Source organism: Neorhizobium phenanthreniclasticum, from assembly GCF_040066075.1.
GTDB lineage: Bacteria > Pseudomonadota > Alphaproteobacteria > Rhizobiales > Rhizobiaceae > Neorhizobium > Neorhizobium petrolearium.
The window spans coordinates 252,919-267,548 of the sequence record NZ_JBEAAL010000001.1 but is presented as its reverse complement, the minus strand read 5'-3'; the positions used below and the strand labels follow the sequence as shown (position 1 = coordinate 267,548).

Sequence of the window (14,630 nt, the reverse complement as noted above, 5' to 3'; positions counted from 1 at the left end):
GAGGAAGATGCATGCACATCACCGGCGGATGCCATTGCGGCTATGTGACCTATGAGGCCGAGCTCGATCCGCAGCGGGTCGCCATCTGCCACTGTACCGATTGCCAGAAACTTACCGGCTCGCCTTTTCGAGTGACGGCGGTCGTTCCGGAAAGCGATTTGAAGCTCACCGGCGAGCCGCCGAAGCAATACCGAAAGACGGCCGAAAGCGGGCGCGGCCGGCTCCAGTATTTCTGCCCGGAATGTGGCTCGCAGCTCTTCGTCAACGGCGAGGGGGAGGCTTCGAAGATCTGGGGCATCCGCTGGGGCAGCATCGACCAACGGATGGAGCTGAAACCGCAGCGGCAGGTCTGGTGCCGCTCCTCGCCGGCCTGGCTTTCGCAGATCGGCGAATTGCCGGCCCGTGAAAAGGATTAGAGACAAGAAATCCGCCGGACGCGAGGTCCGGCGGATCAGTCCAGGGCAGGGAATGCTGGCAAGTTAAGCGGTAATTGCGACCGAACCGCGGCGGGCGTCGATCGAGTAGGCGCCGGCGCCGGCGGCGGCGAGAGCCAGGAAGCCGCCTGCAAGCGAGACGTTCTTCCAGAAGATCAGGCCATTGAAGACAGTCAGCAGGCCGTTCGCTTCCGGCGTGAAGCCGGGAATGTTGATCGCGCCGTTATGGAAGACGAAGGCGGTGAACAGGCAGAAAAGGGCAAGCAGGATAGCGGCGATCTTGGTCTGGAAACCGGTGAGGACGGCAAGACCGGCCACCAACTCGAAGAGGCCGGCGACATAGGCGAGCAACGCGGCCGCGGGAATGCCGGCGCCGGTGATCATGCCGGCGGTGCCAGAGGGGTCGATGAGCTTCTGGAAGCCGGACGTGATGAACATGATCGCCAGCAGGACGCGGGCGGCGAGAAGCAGGGAATTGTTGGTAGTGGCGGTGGAAGACATTTGGAAGCTCCGGTTCAGTGCCTGTGTCTCGACAGGCGGTTGAATTTCTCTGCCTGCATATTTGCCCGTTTTAATCCGTATTCGGAAGATGAACAATCGTGGACGGTTTGTTGCCGATTTGTGAACGCGGAGGACGCAGTCCGGCGCGCACGTTTTCGTCATGTCAAAGCCGGGGAGGCCTTGAAGGAGTTTATATCTCCTCGATCCGCCGCGCGTTCTCCGGCAGGACGGAAAGTTCGCGCCAGTCGATTTCCTCCAGGAGAAGATTGTATTCGTCGACATTGAGATGGCCGGCCGCGCGAAGTCCTTCGAGCGCCTCCCGCTGGGCGACGATGGCATCGAGCGCCAGCCGGCGATAGGTTTCGAGCGACGTCGCGGACACGGCCTCCTGCTCCAGGCGGAATTTTGCGCGCAGCAGTTCCGCTTCGTCCTCCACTGCTCCGTCGAGTCTCGAGAACCCTGCAAACGCTATTTCGCTGCGACGGGCAGCGAGTTCGCCAAGCCCTTTCTGGCGGCGGTCGAGACCGAGCCATCTGATGATCGGCGCAAGCGTCAGCCCCTGGACGACCAGCGTGGCAAGTACGACGGCGAAGGCCGTCAGGACGACAATATCGCGTTCGGGGAATGAGGCCGGCAAGGCGAAGGCCGTCGCAAGTGTCACAAGTCCGCGCATGCCGCACCAGCTGGCAAGCAGCGCCTGTTTGACGGAGGCTGGTTCCGGTACGCCGCGGCGGCGCGCACGCCAGGCCTGCAGGCGGTTGAAGCCCACATAGACCACGAAACGCACCAGGATGACGATGACGACGGTAATCAGAGCAAAACGGATCGCCTCTCCGAGACGGTCTGCTGACATTCCTCCGACGATATCGCGAACCTGCATGCCCATCAGAAGAAAGGCCATCACGTTCAGCACGAAGACAACGGCGCTCCAGACCGCATAGGACTGCACCCGCATCCGCACCGAGGTCGGCGTCCTGTTGCTGTACGCCAGCGTCATCGCGAAGGCGACGATGGCGAGCACGGCCGAAAGACCGAGACGTTCGGCGATGACCCACAGGAGGAAGGTCTGCACGAACTGCAGGAGGTTTCCGCCAAGCGTGCCGGAGACGAAGCGCGCCAGGTGCCGGACCAGCGTTGCGGCTATGATTCCGAGCAGGATGCCGCCGGGAACGGCAATCGTGAGGTGCAAGGCGATGGGCATGTCGAGGCCGCCCGCCGACTGGATGGCGAGCGCGGCGTCGAAGATCAGGAGTGCTGCGGCGTCGTTGAAGAGGCTTTCGCCGCGCAGGACCGTATCCGTGCTGCGGGGGATCGACATGGCAGACAGTACCGCGGTCGCCGCCGCCGCGTCGGGCGGCGCGACGATCGCGCCCAGCACCAGCGCTGCGGCGAGCGGCAGGCCGGCGAAAGCCCAGCCAAAGAATGCGACTGCCGCCGCCGTCACAACGACGCCACCCACGGCGAAGACGACGAGCGGCAGCCAGAAGCGGCGCGCGACGCCCACCGGAAAATCGAAAGCGGCATCGAACAGCGCCGGTGCGATGAACAGGGCGAGTGCCGTGGCCGGGTCGAGGGAAATGTATGGCGTGCCGGGAACCAGCGCGACGGCCGCGCCCGCCAGGGCGAGCATGGAAGGATAGGGCACGGAGAGGCGGCGCGAAACCTGCAGCAGCACGATCGCGACCAGCACCAGAAGGAGTAGGCTTTCAAAGAAACTCATGGGTGCGACTGTAATTGCGGCGCGGGCAGTTGTCAGCGGCCTTGCATCTTTGCTCTAGCCGGGATTGCGTGAGATGCTTCCCTTGGGAAACAGTGCGCCACCTCTGTCAACCTTGAGCCCGGCCAATTCCAGGGCCTCTGCGCCCCGCAATGGCCCGCCCAGTTTATAGCGCAGTTTTTCGCTCGTCTCCGGCAGCAGGGAGCTGAGGCAATCGGCGATCGCCTGCAGTGACGCCGCCAAATTAAACAGGCAGTTGCGCAACCTGATCGCCGGTTCGGAACCTTCGGCTTTGGCCAGAGCCCAGGGTTGCTGTTCCGCGACATAGCGATTTGTCGATGCGACGAACGACCACACGGCATCCAGGGCCTCATCGAATGTGTAGGCCTCGATGGAGCCGGCGACGATTTTCCTGAGGTCGGCCGCCTGATGAAGCAGGTCGTCCCCTCTGATGTCGGTGCCTTCGGGAGCCGGTATGATGCCGCCGCAATAGCGGTCGATCATGCTGAGAGCGCGGTGCACGAGATTGCCGAGCTGATCCGCAAGTTCGGAGTCATGCGCCTGCCGGAAGCGCTCATGGGAAAAATCACCGTCGCCCGTAGGGCGGATATGCCGCAAAAGATAGTAACGCAAGGCATCTGTCCCGAGTTCACCGGCCAATGGAACGGGATCGATCGCGTTGCCGGCCGATTTGCCGATCTTCCGGCCGTCCACTGTCACATAACCGTGGACGAAGATGCGCGTGGGCGGGATGATGCCCGCCGAAAGAAGAATGGCCGGCCAATAGATGGCATGGAACCGGGTGATCCCCTTGCCGATCACGTGTTCCCGGGAATCGCTCTCAAGCCAGAAGCGGCGGAACAGGGCTTCGTCCGTCCCATAGCCGAGGGCCGTGATGTAGTTGGCAAGCGCATCGAACCAGACATAAATCACCTGGCCTGGATCGTTCGGCACGGGAATGCCCCATCCGCGTGCACGGATTGCGCTGCGCGAAATGCTGAAATCTTCAAGGCCTCCCCTGATCCAGGCTAGGACCTCATTGCGCCGTGATTCCGGCACCACGTCGATCTCGCGACGTTCATACAATCTGCGCAGCGTCTCCTCGTAGCGCGAGAGGCGGAAGAACCAGTTTTCTTCTTCCACGAAGTCCGGGACAGTGCCGTGTTCAGGGCATTTGCCGTCGGCGAGTTCTTCGGCCTTGTAGAATTGTTCGCAGCCATTGCAGTAAAGGCCGCGATAGGCACGCTTGTAGATGTCGCCGCTCCTGAAACATGCCGCCCAGAGCTTGCGGGCGCCGGGTGCATGGCGTGGATCGCTGCTGGTCCGGATAAAGTCGTCATAGGAGAGGTTCAAACCTTGCTGAAGAGCGCGAAAGTGATCGGAATTGCGCTCGACGAGCGTTTCGACGGGCAGCCCGGCGGCTTCGGCAGCCTGAACGTTCTTGATGCTGTTCTCGTCGGTACCGGCCAGGAAGCGCGTATCAGCGCCCGTGGAGCGGTGGGATCGGGCGATGACGTCGGCCTGAACGACCTCCAGCGCGAAGCCGATATGGGGCCGGGCGTTCACATAGGGAATCGCCGTCGTGACGTAGCGATGAGATGGGTTGATGGAATGAGCATTCGCGGGCATCGGGAGACCTCTCGGGTTTGAGAACGAGGCGGTCCCTGAAGACAAAAAAAGCCGCCCCGGGTGGAAGCGACTTGGATGTTTGTTTATCCGCGTGGATTACATGCCAAGACCTGCCGCTTCCGATTTGGAAAGCGGCATCATCATGCAGATGCTGACGATCGAGGCGCTGCTGGTCATGAATTCCAATTATCCTCCTGGAGGTTTCCCGTCAATTGACGAATGTCAGGGAAGCGGAAGTCGATAGCCCGGCGCGCTCGACGCGCAGAGCCGTCTGGAATGATGGCGGCCTCGTTGAGATGAAAAAGGGCGGCCCGAAGACCGCCCTTCCAAGACTGAACCGGATGGCTCAGATGCGAGACGTCAGTCTCACATCATGTCCATGCCGCCCATTCCGCCCATGCCGCCAGGCATGCCGGCCGGAGCGTCCTTCTTCGGCAGCTCGGCGATCATGGCTTCGGTGGTGACCAGCAGGCCGGCAACCGAGGCTGCGTCCTGCAGGGCGGTGCGAACGACCTTGACCGGATCGACGATGCCCATGCCGATCATGTCGCCGTATTCGCCGGTCTGGGCGTTGTAGCCGTAGTTGTCGTCGTTCTTTTCGAGGATCTTGCCGACGACGATCGAAGCTTCGTCACCAGCGTTTTCGGCGATCTGGCGGGCCGGAGCCTGCAGGGCGCGGCGAACGATGTTGACACCGGCTTCCTGGTCGGCGTTTTCGCCCTTGACCTTAAGCTGAGCGGAAGCACGCAGCAGAGCGACGCCGCCGCCCGGTACGATGCCTTCCTGAACGGCCGCACGGGTCGCGTTGAGCGCGTCGTCGATGCGGTCCTTCTTTTCCTTCACTTCGACTTCCGTCGAACCGCCGACGCGGATGACGGCAACGCCGCCAGCGAGCTTGGCAAGGCGTTCCTGCAGCTTCTCGCGGTCGTAGTCGGAGGTGGTTTCCTCGATCTGGGCCTTGATCTGGCCGACGCGGCCTTCGATGTCGGCCTTCTGGCCCGCACCGTCGACGATCGTGGTGTTTTCCTTGGAGATCGAAACCTTCTTGGCACGGCCGAGCATGTCGATGGTGACGTTTTCGAGCTTGATGCCGAGGTCTTCGGAGATGACAGTGCCGCCGGTCAGGATGGCGATGTCTTCCAGCATGGCCTTGCGGCGATCGCCGAAGCCCGGAGCCTTGACGGCAGCGATCTTGAGGCCGCCACGCAGCTTGTTGACGACGAGCGTTGCGAGCGCTTCGCCTTCGACGTCTTCAGCGATGATGAGGAGCGGCTTGCCGGTCTGGACGACGGCTTCGAGAACCGGGAGCATCGCCTGGAGGTTGGAGAGCTTCTTCTCGTGCAGGAGGATGAAGGCATCTTCCAGGTCAGCAACCATCTTTTCCGGGTTGGTGACGAAGTAGGGCGAGAGATAGCCGCGGTCGAACTGCATGCCTTCGACGACTTCGAGTTCGGTCTCGGCGGTCTTGGCTTCTTCAACCGTGATGACGCCTTCGTTGCCGACCTTCTGCATGGCTTCGGCAATGTCGAGGCCGATCTGGCGCTCGCCGTTGGCGGAGATCGTGCCGACCTGGGCGACTTCTTCCGAAGTGTTGATCTTCTTGGCCTTGGCCTGGAGATCAGCGACGACGGCCTTGACGGCGAGGTCGATGCCGCGCTTCAGGTCCATCGGGTTCATGCCGGCTGCAACGGCCTTGGCGCCTTCGCGAACGATGGCCTGGGCAAGAACGGTTGCGGTCGTGGTGCCGTCACCGGCGATGTCGTTGGTCTTCGAAGCGACTTCGCGGACCATCTGGGCGCCCATGTTCTCGAACTTGTCTTCCAGTTCGATTTCCTTGGCGACGGAAACGCCGTCCTTGGTGATGCGCGGCGCGCCGAAGGACTTGTCGATCACGACGTTGCGGCCTTTCGGGCCGAGCGTGACCTTCACTGCGTCAGCGAGAATGTCGACGCCACGCAGCATCTTTTCACGCGCGGTGCGGCCGAATTTGACTTCTTTAGCTGCCATTTTTGAGAACTCCTGAAACGGGTGTCAGAGAATTTCGGAAAACACGACCGGCCGAAATCAGCCGATGATGCCCATGATGTCGGTTTCCTTCATGATCAGAAGGTCTTCGCCGTTGATCTTGACTTCCGTGCCGGACCACTTGCCGAAGAGAACGCGGTCGCCGACCTTGACGTCGAGCGCGGCGATCTTGCCGGACTCGTCGCGGGCGCCGGGGCCGACGGCGACGATTTCGCCTTCAGCGGGCTTTTCCTTGGCGGTGTCCGGAATGATGATGCCGCCTCTGGTCTTTTCTTCAGACTCGACGCGGCGAACGACGACGCGATCGTGCAGGGGGCGGAAATTGGTGCTTGCCATTGTCTAATCCCTCGATCAAATGACATTGACGGATCGCAAGATCCGTATCGCTTGGCTGTTGGCACTCACCTTGCGGGAGTGCTAACGAGGGTCGAGATAAGTGGGGCCGGCGATTGAGTCAAGGACGAAGCTGAAATTTTAAAGGCGGTCCCGCCTGCCGGTTGAAAACAAGCTTAATGGATAAGCCGGGCCATGGTGCGGCGCAAAAATGACACCAGCGTGTCGTCGCGGCGCAACGGGAGCTTTTTGCTTGTAATCTTTTCGGCGGTTTGCCATGTCACCGGGGACTTGGAGTGACAGGACGGACATATGGCAAAGCGCATCGGCAGTTTGAGCGAAGTGATCGGCGGCTACGACGTCGTTCTTTCCGACGTCTGGGGCGTCGTGCACAATGGCGTCGATGCCTTCCAGCACTCCTGCAAGGCGCTTGCCGAGGCGCGGGAGGCCGGCGCGACAGTCGTGTTGATCACCAATTCGCCGCGTCCGGCGCCGGGCGTCATCCAGCAGATGCGCGCGCTCGGCGTGCCGGACGGGACCTATGACCGTATCGTCACCTCCGGCGACGTGACGCGCCATCTGATTGCCGAAGGGCCGAAAAAGGTCTTCCTGCTCGGCCCCGAACGCGACATGCCGCTGTTTGACGGGCTCGACGTCGAGGCCGTTTCGGCAGAGGACGCGGATTGCATCGTCTGCACCGGTTTCTTCGACGACGAGAAGGAAGTGCCGGAGGACTACACCGGCCTCCTGACCGCCTTCGTCAAGCGCGACGTGCCGTTCATCTGCGCCAACCCCGACCTCGTGGTCGAGCGCGGCCACCGCATCATCCCCTGTGCCGGTGCCGTCGCCGCCTATTACGAACAACTCGGCGGCAAGACGCGCATCGCCGGCAAACCGCACCGGCCGATCTACGAGGCGACGCTTGCCGCCGCTCGCGAAGTGCGCGGCGATTTCCCGATGGACCGTGTGCTGGCGGTCGGCGACGGTATGCCTACCGACGTGCGCGGTGCGCTCGCATACGGGCTCGATCTGCTCTATATCAGCGGGGGTATCCATGTGGCGGAATATACCGTCAATGGCCGGACCGACGAAGCGATCCTCAATGCCTGGCTGAAATCGGAAAACGCCGCGCCGAAATACTGGATGCAGAGGCTTGCCTGAACCGGAAATCGCTTCGATGACCGTATTCCACCGCAACGAAAAGAAAGAACCGCTGCCCGAGGCGTTGAAGGGCGGCGTCATCGCCATCGGCAATTTCGACGGTGTGCATCGCGGCCATCGCAGCGTTCTCGAGCGCGCGTTGTCGCTTGCCGAAGAGCGCGGCACACCCGCGCTGGTGCTGACCTTCGAGCCGCATCCACGCACCGTGTTCCGGCCGGAGGAACCCGTCTTCCGGCTGACGCCCGCGCCGCTGAAGGCGCGATTGCTGGAGGCCATGGGCTTCCAGTCGGTGATCGAATATCCCTTTACCAGGGAATTCGCGACGCGCTCGGCGGAAGAATTCATCCGGACGATCCTGGTCGACTGGCTGCATGCCGGCGCCGTCGTCACCGGCTTCGATTTCCATTTCGGCAAGGGCAGGGAAGGCGGCCCGGCCTTCCTGATGGCGTCGGGCGAAAGGCACGGCTTTACCGTCTCGCTCGTCGATGCCTTCCGGGACGAAAATGCCGAAGTGATATCTTCGAGCCGCATCCGGGCCCTGCTGGGGGAAGGCGGCGTGTCTGGCGCGGCAGGTCTTCTCGGCTACCGTTATACGGTCGAGGCTGAGGTGATCGGCGGCGAAAAGCTCGGCCGGCAGCTCGGCTTCCCGACCGCCAACATGCAGTTATCCCCGGAAGCAGAGCTGAAGGCAGGCATCTATGCCGTACGGTTCCGCCGCCCCGACGGCACGCTCCACGATGGCGTTGCAAGCTACGGGCGCCGTCCGACCGTGACGGACAACGGCGCACCGTTGCTTGAGACCTATCTCTTCGATTTCTCCGGCAGCCTCTATGGTGAAATCTGTTCCGTCTCCTTCTTCGGGCACCTGCGCGACGAGCTGAAATTCGACAGCCTCGACGCGTTGGTGGTGCAGATCAAACGCGACGAGGAAGAGGCGCGGGCGCTGCTCTCCGGTGTCAGACCGCTCGGGGAACTGGACGCGAAAATCGCATTCTGACGTCGTTTGATGACGAAGTCCGCAAGTCAGCTCACAGTCGGCTTGCGCGGCAAATCCATTGTCGCCAGCATCGTCTGTTCGAGCATGTCCGGAAACTCCGGTGTTTCCAGGAAAAAGGGGCCGGGCTGGTTGATGATGGTGTTGTTGAGAACGCCGTACATCACCTGGAAGGCGAAGCGGATGCGGGCCTCATCGACGCGGGCATGATCGATCGACGGTTCACGGGCAACCCGATCGAGAAAGGCATCGGTCAGCGCATGCACGTTCCGGCGGAAGGGCTCCCATGCCTCTCCTGATTCCAGGCTGACCTTGAACGCGGAACGGAAGAAGGTCTTCTGCTCGATGTAGCGGGCGACTTGCGCCTGTGTCAGTTCAGCGAGAATACGGTTGAAGGTCGTCTCCCGCACGACGGCCTCGAGCATTGGCCCCGATTCCGCCGCAGCCGCGACCATGACCGCCTTGAAGAGCGTCAGCTTGTCGGGGAAGCGCGCGTAAAAGGCACCGGTCGAGCATTCGGCCGCGTTGCAGATATCGGCAACGCCGACCTCGTCGAAGGAAATCTTTCGCGCGATGCGCAGCCCTTCATCGATCAGGCGATCGCGCAATTCGCGGCTGCGCAACTGCTGGGCGGGAAGAACGCCAACTCGTGCCAGATCGTCATGCCAATTCGCTGTCGTTCTCAATATGCACCGCCTCTCCTCTATGAATTGCGTATCGTATTCCCGTTGTCCATCAGCTTAAAACAGAATGAGATTCTTATTCTGATTGATTCCTCGTTCGGCTGTTGTTAGATCTCGGTTCTCTGATCGGAGGGAGGAGAGAGATGGAGATTTCAAACAGCGGGCGTGCATTCACTCGTCGGAGTGTTCTTAACTTTGCCCTGGCAGCCGGCGCTTCAAGCATGTTTCCGGTTGCCGCTCATGCCGAGGCACCGGCAGCTCCCAAGGGGGCGAAGCTCGTGCTCTTGGGCACCAAGGGCGGGCCGCGCGTCGGTGGCAACCGATCCAATCCCGCCAATGCGCTGATCGTCGACGGCGTTACCTACATCATAGACACAGGCATGGGGGTAACGGCTCAGGTCGTGAAGGCAGGGATCGATCTTGCAAGCATCCGCACGATCCTTATTTCCCACATGCATTCGGACCATCAGCTCGAATTCGGCAATCTGGTCTACAATATCTGGGTATCCGGGGCGCTGCGTCAGCCGATCGATGCCTATGGACCGGCTGGGCTCGAAGACATGGCGAGGGATTTCTGGCAGCTCAACCGTCTTGACGTCGCGACCAGGATGGAGGACGAGGGGCGTGCCGACCCGTCCAAGCTCCTGCGCGCCCACGATTTTACCAAAAAGGACGGGCTGGTCATGCAGGACGAGCGCGTAAAGGTGACCGCCTTCACGACGCCCCACCCGCCGCTGGAAAATCTCGCCTACCGGTTCGAGACGCCGTATGGGGTCGTCGTTTATTCGGGTGACACCGCCTATAATCCGGCGCTGGCCGATTTCGCGCGCGATGCGGACGTGCTGGTGCACGAAGTCCTTTACCTTCCCGGCGTCGACGCCCTGGTGAAGCGCGCGAATGGCACGCCCGCTTTCCGCAAGCACATCGTCGAAAGCCACACGGCGGCCGAGCAGGTGGGGATGATCGCCGCACAGGCTCGCGCGAAGAAACTCGTCCTCAGCCATTTCGGGCCTGGCGACATGGAGTGGATCACCGACGAAATGTGGCGCGCCGAAACCGCCAGGCATTTTGACGGGGAGATCGTCGTCGGACGCGACCTGCTCGAAATTCCGCTCGGCTGAACGCCGCGGCTTCAGCCATGTCTCCCGTCCCGTCCTGTTTTAAAGGGCAGGGCGGGGGAAAGCGCCTGCTATTTTGCCGAAGCCGGTCTTTCATATTCCTGACCGACCCTCTTCCTTTTTTCGGCAAGAACACATAAACAACCGCCACTATGCAAAAATTTCGGCTGGCTCAGATCATACGAATTATCGGCCCGGCCTTCCGCGCGCTGTAAGAGCGGCTGGAGGGTCCGGGTTTTCGGCGCTTACGACAAGCGCCTTCCGCCACCGTGTTTTCATCGAGACGCGCCCCGTCGCGGCGCCAGAGACGATTGCCATCATGACCGATACCGCCGAAAAACTCGACTATTCGAAGACCCTCTATCTGCCCGAAACCGATTTTCCGATGCGCGCCGGACTGCCGCAGAAGGAGCCGGAACTGGTTGCCCGCTGGCAGCAGATGGACCTTTACAAGAAGCTCCGCGCCTCCGCCGCCGGCCGCGAAAAATTCGTTTTGCACGACGGCCCGCCCTATGCGAACGGTAACATCCATATCGGCCACGCGCTGAACAAGATCCTCAAGGACGTCATCACCCGCTCGTTCCAGATGCGCGGCTATGACTCGAACTATGTGCCGGGCTGGGACTGCCACGGCCTGCCGATCGAGTGGAAGATCGAGGAAGAGAACTATCGTTCCAAGGGCAAGGCAAAGCCCGACCTCTCCGAGCCGGCGGCGATGACCGAGTTCCGCCGCGAGTGCCGCGCCTATGCGGAAAAGTGGATCAAGGTTCAGGCGGGTGAGTTCCAGCGCCTCGGCATCGTCGGCGATTTCGAGAACCCGTACCTGACGATGAATTTCCACGCCGAAGCGCGCATCGCCGGCGAGCTCTTGAAGATCGCCAGGAGCGGCCAGCTCTATCGCGGCTCGAAGCCGATCATGTGGTCGGTGGTCGAGCGCACCGCGCTGGCGGAAGCCGAGGTCGAGTATCAGGATTACGAGTCCGATACGATCTGGGTGAAGTTCCCTGTAGCCAGTTTCGGGACGATCGACACGCCTTTTGAGGCAAAGTCCTATATGGATGATATCCGCGGTGCTTTCGTAGTCATCTGGACCACGACGCCTTGGACCATCCCGGGCAACCGGGCGATCTCGTATTCGCCGAAAATCGCCTATGGCCTCTACGAAGTCACGGTGGCAGAGAACGATTTCGGCCCGCGTCCCGGTGAGAAGTTGATCTTTGCCGACAAACTGGCCGAAGAAAGCTTCGCCAAGGCCAAGCTCCAGTATAAGCGCTTGCGCGATGTCTCGGCTGATGAGATGGCGGCGATCACCTGCGCCCATCCCCTGCGCGGCCTCGGTGGCGGCTACGACTTCGACGTGCCCCTGCTGGCCGGCGATCACGTCACCGACGATGCCGGCACCGGTTTCGTCCACACGGCACCGAGCCACGGCCGCGAGGACTTCGAGGCCTGGATGCACCATATCCGGGAGCTGGAAGCGCGCGGTATCGAGACGAAGATCCCGTTCCCGGTCGACGATTCCGGCACCTACACTGCCGATGCACCCGGTTTCGAGGGCGTGCGCGTCATGGACGACAACGGCAAGAAGGGCGATGCCAACGACCGCGTCATCAAGGCGCTGATCGAGCGTAACATGCTTTTTGCCCGCGGCCGTCTGAAGCACCAGTATCCGCATAGCTGGCGCTCCAAGAAGCCGATCATCTTCCGCAATACGCCGCAATGGTTCGTCTATATGGACAAGACGCTTGCCGACGGCACGACGCTGCGCGAGCGGGCGCTGAGGGCAATCGACGATACCCGTTTCGTGCCGGCTGCCGGCCAGAACCGCCTGCGCGCCATGATCGAGCAGCGCCCGGACTGGGTGCTGTCCCGCCAGAGGGCATGGGGCGTGCCGATCTGCGTCTTCGTCGACGAGCATGGCGAGGTTCTGCAGGATGAGGCTGTCAACCGGCGCATCCTGGATGCCTTCGAGGTGGAAGGCGCGGACGCATGGTTTGCCGAAGGCGCCAAGGAGCGCTTCCTGGGCAATGGGCATGATCCGGCTAAGTGGACGCAGGTCATGGACATCCTCGACGTCTGGTTCGACTCGGGTTCGACGCACACCTTCACGCTGGAAGATCGCCCGGACCTGAAATGGCCGGCCGACGTCTATCTGGAAGGCTCCGACCAGCATCGCGGCTGGTTCCATTCGTCGCTCCTGGAATCCGCCGCCACCCGCGGCCGCGCGCCTTATGACACGGTCATCACCCATGGTTTCACCATGGACGAGAAGGGCCAGAAGATGTCGAAGTCGCTCGGCAATGTCGTGGCCCCGCAGGACGTCATGAAGGATGCCGGCGCCGATATCCTGCGCCTCTGGGTCATGACGACGGATTACTGGGAAGACCAGCGCCTCGGCAAGACGATCATCCAGACGAATGTCGATGCCTATCGCAAGCTCAGGAATACGATCCGCTGGATGCTCGGCACGCTCGCCCATGACGAGGGCGAGGAGATCGCCTATGCCGACCTGCCGGAACTCGAGAAGCTGATGCTGCATCGCCTGGCGGAACTGGATAAACTCGTCCGTGAGGCTTACGACGCCTTCGAGTTCAAGAAGATCGCACGCGCGCTCATCGATTTCGCCAATGTCGAGCTCTCGGCCTTCTATTTCGATGTGCGCAAGGATGCGCTTTATTGCGATGCGCCGTCGTCGCTGCGCCGCCGTGCAGCACTCTCCGTCATCCGTAGGATCTTCGACTGCATGGTGACCTGGCTTGCGCCCATGCTGCCGTTCACCACGGAGGAGGCGTGGCTGTCGCGCAATCCGGGCGCGGTCTCCGTGCATCTCGAACAGTTCCCGGACGTTCCGGCCGAATGGCGCAATGACATGCTTGCCGAAAAATGGAACGCGATCCGCCGGGTCCGCTCGGTCGTCACCGGCGCGCTGGAGATCGAGCGCAAGGACAAGCGCATCGGTTCCTCGCTGGAAGCGGCCCCCGTCGTCCACATCACTGATCCGGCGCTCCTGAAGGCGCTGGAAGGCCAGGACTTCGAGGAGATCTGCATCACCTCCGGCATCGAGATCGGGGCGGGCGAAGGGCCGGAAAGCGCCTTCCGGCTGCCGGAAGTTCCGGGCGTTGCCGTCGATCCGAAGCTCGCCGAAGGCGTAAAATGCGCCCGCTCCTGGCGTGTGACGAAGGATGTCGGTACCGATCCCGACTGGCCGGATGTCTCCGCACGCGACGCTGCGGCACTTCGCGAACTCGCCGCCCTCGGTCGCCTCGGTTGACCTGAAAAGCCGCCGGATGATTGCGCTTTGGCGCGTCATCCGGTATTTCTGCCCGAAATTGGCCGGATTTTCCCGCCATCTGGGGTGCAAGTAGTCTCAGGCGTCGAGGACGGGCGCCGCTGGAAGGGTTTTGATGACAACGACATCTGCGTTTCGTGTCGGCATGGGTGTGGCCGGCATCCTCGCCTCGACCTTGACCCTTTCGGGCTGCCTTGGCAGCCCCACTTACGGCACCGACAAGACTGCCCTCGAGCAGCTCACGGACGACCTTGGTTCGGCCGTTTCGATCGGTGGCAAGGAAGACGAAGCCAAGCGCAATCTGAAATACAATCCGCGTCCTTCGCTTGTCGTCGCCAAGGGGGATGCGGCTAACCTGCCGCCGCCGCAGCAATCGCTTGCCAACCGCGAGAACAATCCGAACTGGGTCGAATCTCCGGAAGAAACGCGTAAGCGACTCCGCGAAGAGGCGGATGCAAACGCGAACAATCCGAGATATCAATCTCCCCTCATCACCGGCAAGGGCCAGGGCGGTCAGTTGACCGAATCCGAAAAGTGGGAAGCTTTCCGCAAGGCCAAGCAGGACGCCGAGACCGTTGACGTCTCTGCCCGCCGCCGTTCGCTTACCGAACCGCCGGCGGAGTTCCGTTCGGCGGATACGGCCAGTCTGAGCGATCTTGGCGAGCCCGAGATGCAGAAGGAAAAGCGCCGCAAGAAGGAAGCCACGGAAGCGAAGAACTCCCGCGAATGGTGGAAGCTCTTCTGAT

The 14,630-nt window shown here is 61.8% G+C and carries 12 protein-coding genes; 6 read left to right on the top strand and 6 right to left on the bottom strand.

Going from position 1 to position 14,630, the window contains the following annotated elements; all coding sequences use genetic code 11:
• Nucleotides 1-11 precede the first annotated feature (11 nt).
• The gene (locus tag ABK249_RS01295; protein WP_037158415.1) at nucleotides 12-416 is read left to right on the top strand and encodes a GFA family protein; all 405 of its coding nucleotides are present in this window, start codon (nucleotides 12-14) and stop codon (nucleotides 414-416) included.
• A gap of 63 nt (nucleotides 417-479) precedes the next feature.
• Here ABK249_RS01295 and ABK249_RS01290 read toward each other — a convergent pair whose 3' ends face one another.
• The 5 genes from ABK249_RS01290 to groES all read right to left on the bottom strand — a co-directional run bounded on the left by ABK249_RS01290 (nucleotide 480) and on the right by groES (nucleotide 6,642).
• Entirely contained in the window at nucleotides 480-935 is a 456-nt protein-coding gene (locus ABK249_RS01290; protein ID WP_037158408.1) for a DoxX family protein, read from the bottom strand.
• A gap of 190 nt (nucleotides 936-1,125) precedes the next feature.
• A complete protein-coding gene (locus tag ABK249_RS01285) occupies nucleotides 1,126-2,655 on the bottom strand; it encodes a cation:proton antiporter (RefSeq protein WP_037158407.1) in 1,530 nt (509 codons plus the stop codon).
• Nucleotides 2,656-2,709: 54 nt separating this feature from the next.
• Nucleotides 2,710-4,281 carry a methionine--tRNA ligase gene (metG, locus tag ABK249_RS01280; protein ID WP_348861988.1) on the bottom strand — a complete coding sequence of 524 codons (1,572 nt, stop codon included), beginning with the start codon at nucleotides 4,279-4,281 and terminating at the stop codon, nucleotides 2,710-2,712.
• Between the two features lie 366 nt (nucleotides 4,282-4,647).
• Nucleotides 4,648-6,288 (bottom strand): chaperonin GroEL, encoded by a 1,641-nt coding sequence (groL, locus tag ABK249_RS01275; protein ID WP_348861987.1) that lies wholly within the window; start codon nucleotides 6,286-6,288, stop codon nucleotides 4,648-4,650.
• Between the two features lie 57 nt (nucleotides 6,289-6,345).
• Nucleotides 6,346-6,642, bottom strand: coding sequence for a co-chaperone GroES (gene groES / locus ABK249_RS01270; RefSeq protein ID WP_037158403.1), 297 nt, complete (start codon nucleotides 6,640-6,642; stop codon nucleotides 6,346-6,348).
• A 309-nt stretch (nucleotides 6,643-6,951) separates the two neighbouring features.
• Here groES and ABK249_RS01265 point away from each other — a divergent pair, with 309 nt between their 5' ends.
• Both ABK249_RS01265 and ABK249_RS01260 read left to right on the top strand, forming a co-directional pair.
• Nucleotides 6,952-7,800 (top strand): TIGR01459 family HAD-type hydrolase, encoded by an 849-nt coding sequence (locus tag ABK249_RS01265; protein WP_037158398.1) that lies wholly within the window; start codon nucleotides 6,952-6,954, stop codon nucleotides 7,798-7,800.
• Nucleotides 7,801-7,816: 16 nt separating this feature from the next.
• Nucleotides 7,817-8,797 carry a bifunctional riboflavin kinase/FAD synthetase gene (locus ABK249_RS01260; protein WP_348861986.1) on the top strand — a complete coding sequence of 327 codons (981 nt, stop codon included), beginning with the start codon at nucleotides 7,817-7,819 and terminating at the stop codon, nucleotides 8,795-8,797.
• A 26-nt stretch (nucleotides 8,798-8,823) separates the two neighbouring features.
• Here ABK249_RS01260 and ABK249_RS01255 read toward each other — a convergent pair whose 3' ends face one another.
• Entirely contained in the window at nucleotides 8,824-9,480 is a 657-nt protein-coding gene (locus tag ABK249_RS01255) for a TetR/AcrR family transcriptional regulator (RefSeq protein WP_348861985.1), read from the bottom strand.
• Between the two features lie 218 nt (nucleotides 9,481-9,698).
• Between ABK249_RS01255 and ABK249_RS01250 the strand changes: the two genes are divergently transcribed.
• From ABK249_RS01250 to ABK249_RS01240, 3 genes are all read left to right on the top strand, one after another.
• Entirely contained in the window at nucleotides 9,699-10,598 is a 900-nt protein-coding gene (locus tag ABK249_RS01250; RefSeq protein ID WP_348861984.1) for an MBL fold metallo-hydrolase, read from the top strand.
• Between the two features lie 316 nt (nucleotides 10,599-10,914).
• Complete coding sequence (gene ileS / locus ABK249_RS01245; protein ID WP_348861983.1) at nucleotides 10,915-13,866, top strand: isoleucine--tRNA ligase; 2,952 nt, start codon at nucleotides 10,915-10,917, stop codon at nucleotides 13,864-13,866.
• Nucleotides 13,867-13,999: 133 nt separating this feature from the next.
• Nucleotides 14,000-14,629, top strand: a complete 630-nt coding sequence (locus ABK249_RS01240; protein WP_415926411.1) for a hypothetical protein — start codon at nucleotides 14,000-14,002, stop codon at nucleotides 14,627-14,629.
• Nucleotide 14,630 lies beyond the last annotated feature (1 nt).

Excerpts from the sequence above, each read along its gene's own strand:
- ABK249_RS01295 (WP_037158415.1), top strand. The coding sequence starts at position 12 with ATGCACATCACCGGCGGATGCCATTGCGGCTATGTGACCTATGAGGCC.
- ABK249_RS01290 (WP_037158408.1), bottom strand. The coding sequence starts at position 935 with ATGTCTTCCACCGCCACTACCAACAATTCCCTGCTTCTCGCCGCCCGC.
- ABK249_RS01285 (WP_037158407.1), bottom strand. The coding sequence starts at position 2,655 with ATGAGTTTCTTTGAAAGCCTACTCCTTCTGGTGCTGGTCGCGATCGTG.
- metG (WP_348861988.1), bottom strand. The coding sequence starts at position 4,281 with ATGCCCGCGAATGCTCATTCCATCAACCCATCTCATCGCTACGTCACG.
- groL (WP_348861987.1), bottom strand. The coding sequence starts at position 6,288 with ATGGCAGCTAAAGAAGTCAAATTCGGCCGCACCGCGCGTGAAAAGATG.
- groES (WP_037158403.1), bottom strand. The coding sequence starts at position 6,642 with ATGGCAAGCACCAATTTCCGCCCCCTGCACGATCGCGTCGTCGTTCGC.
- ABK249_RS01265 (WP_037158398.1), top strand. The coding sequence starts at position 6,952 with ATGGCAAAGCGCATCGGCAGTTTGAGCGAAGTGATCGGCGGCTACGAC.
- ABK249_RS01260 (WP_348861986.1), top strand. The coding sequence starts at position 7,817 with ATGACCGTATTCCACCGCAACGAAAAGAAAGAACCGCTGCCCGAGGCG.
- ABK249_RS01250 (WP_348861984.1), top strand. The coding sequence starts at position 9,699 with ATGTTTCCGGTTGCCGCTCATGCCGAGGCACCGGCAGCTCCCAAGGGG.
- ileS (WP_348861983.1), top strand. The coding sequence starts at position 10,915 with ATGACCGATACCGCCGAAAAACTCGACTATTCGAAGACCCTCTATCTG.
- ABK249_RS01240 (WP_415926411.1), top strand. The coding sequence starts at position 14,000 with ATGACAACGACATCTGCGTTTCGTGTCGGCATGGGTGTGGCCGGCATC.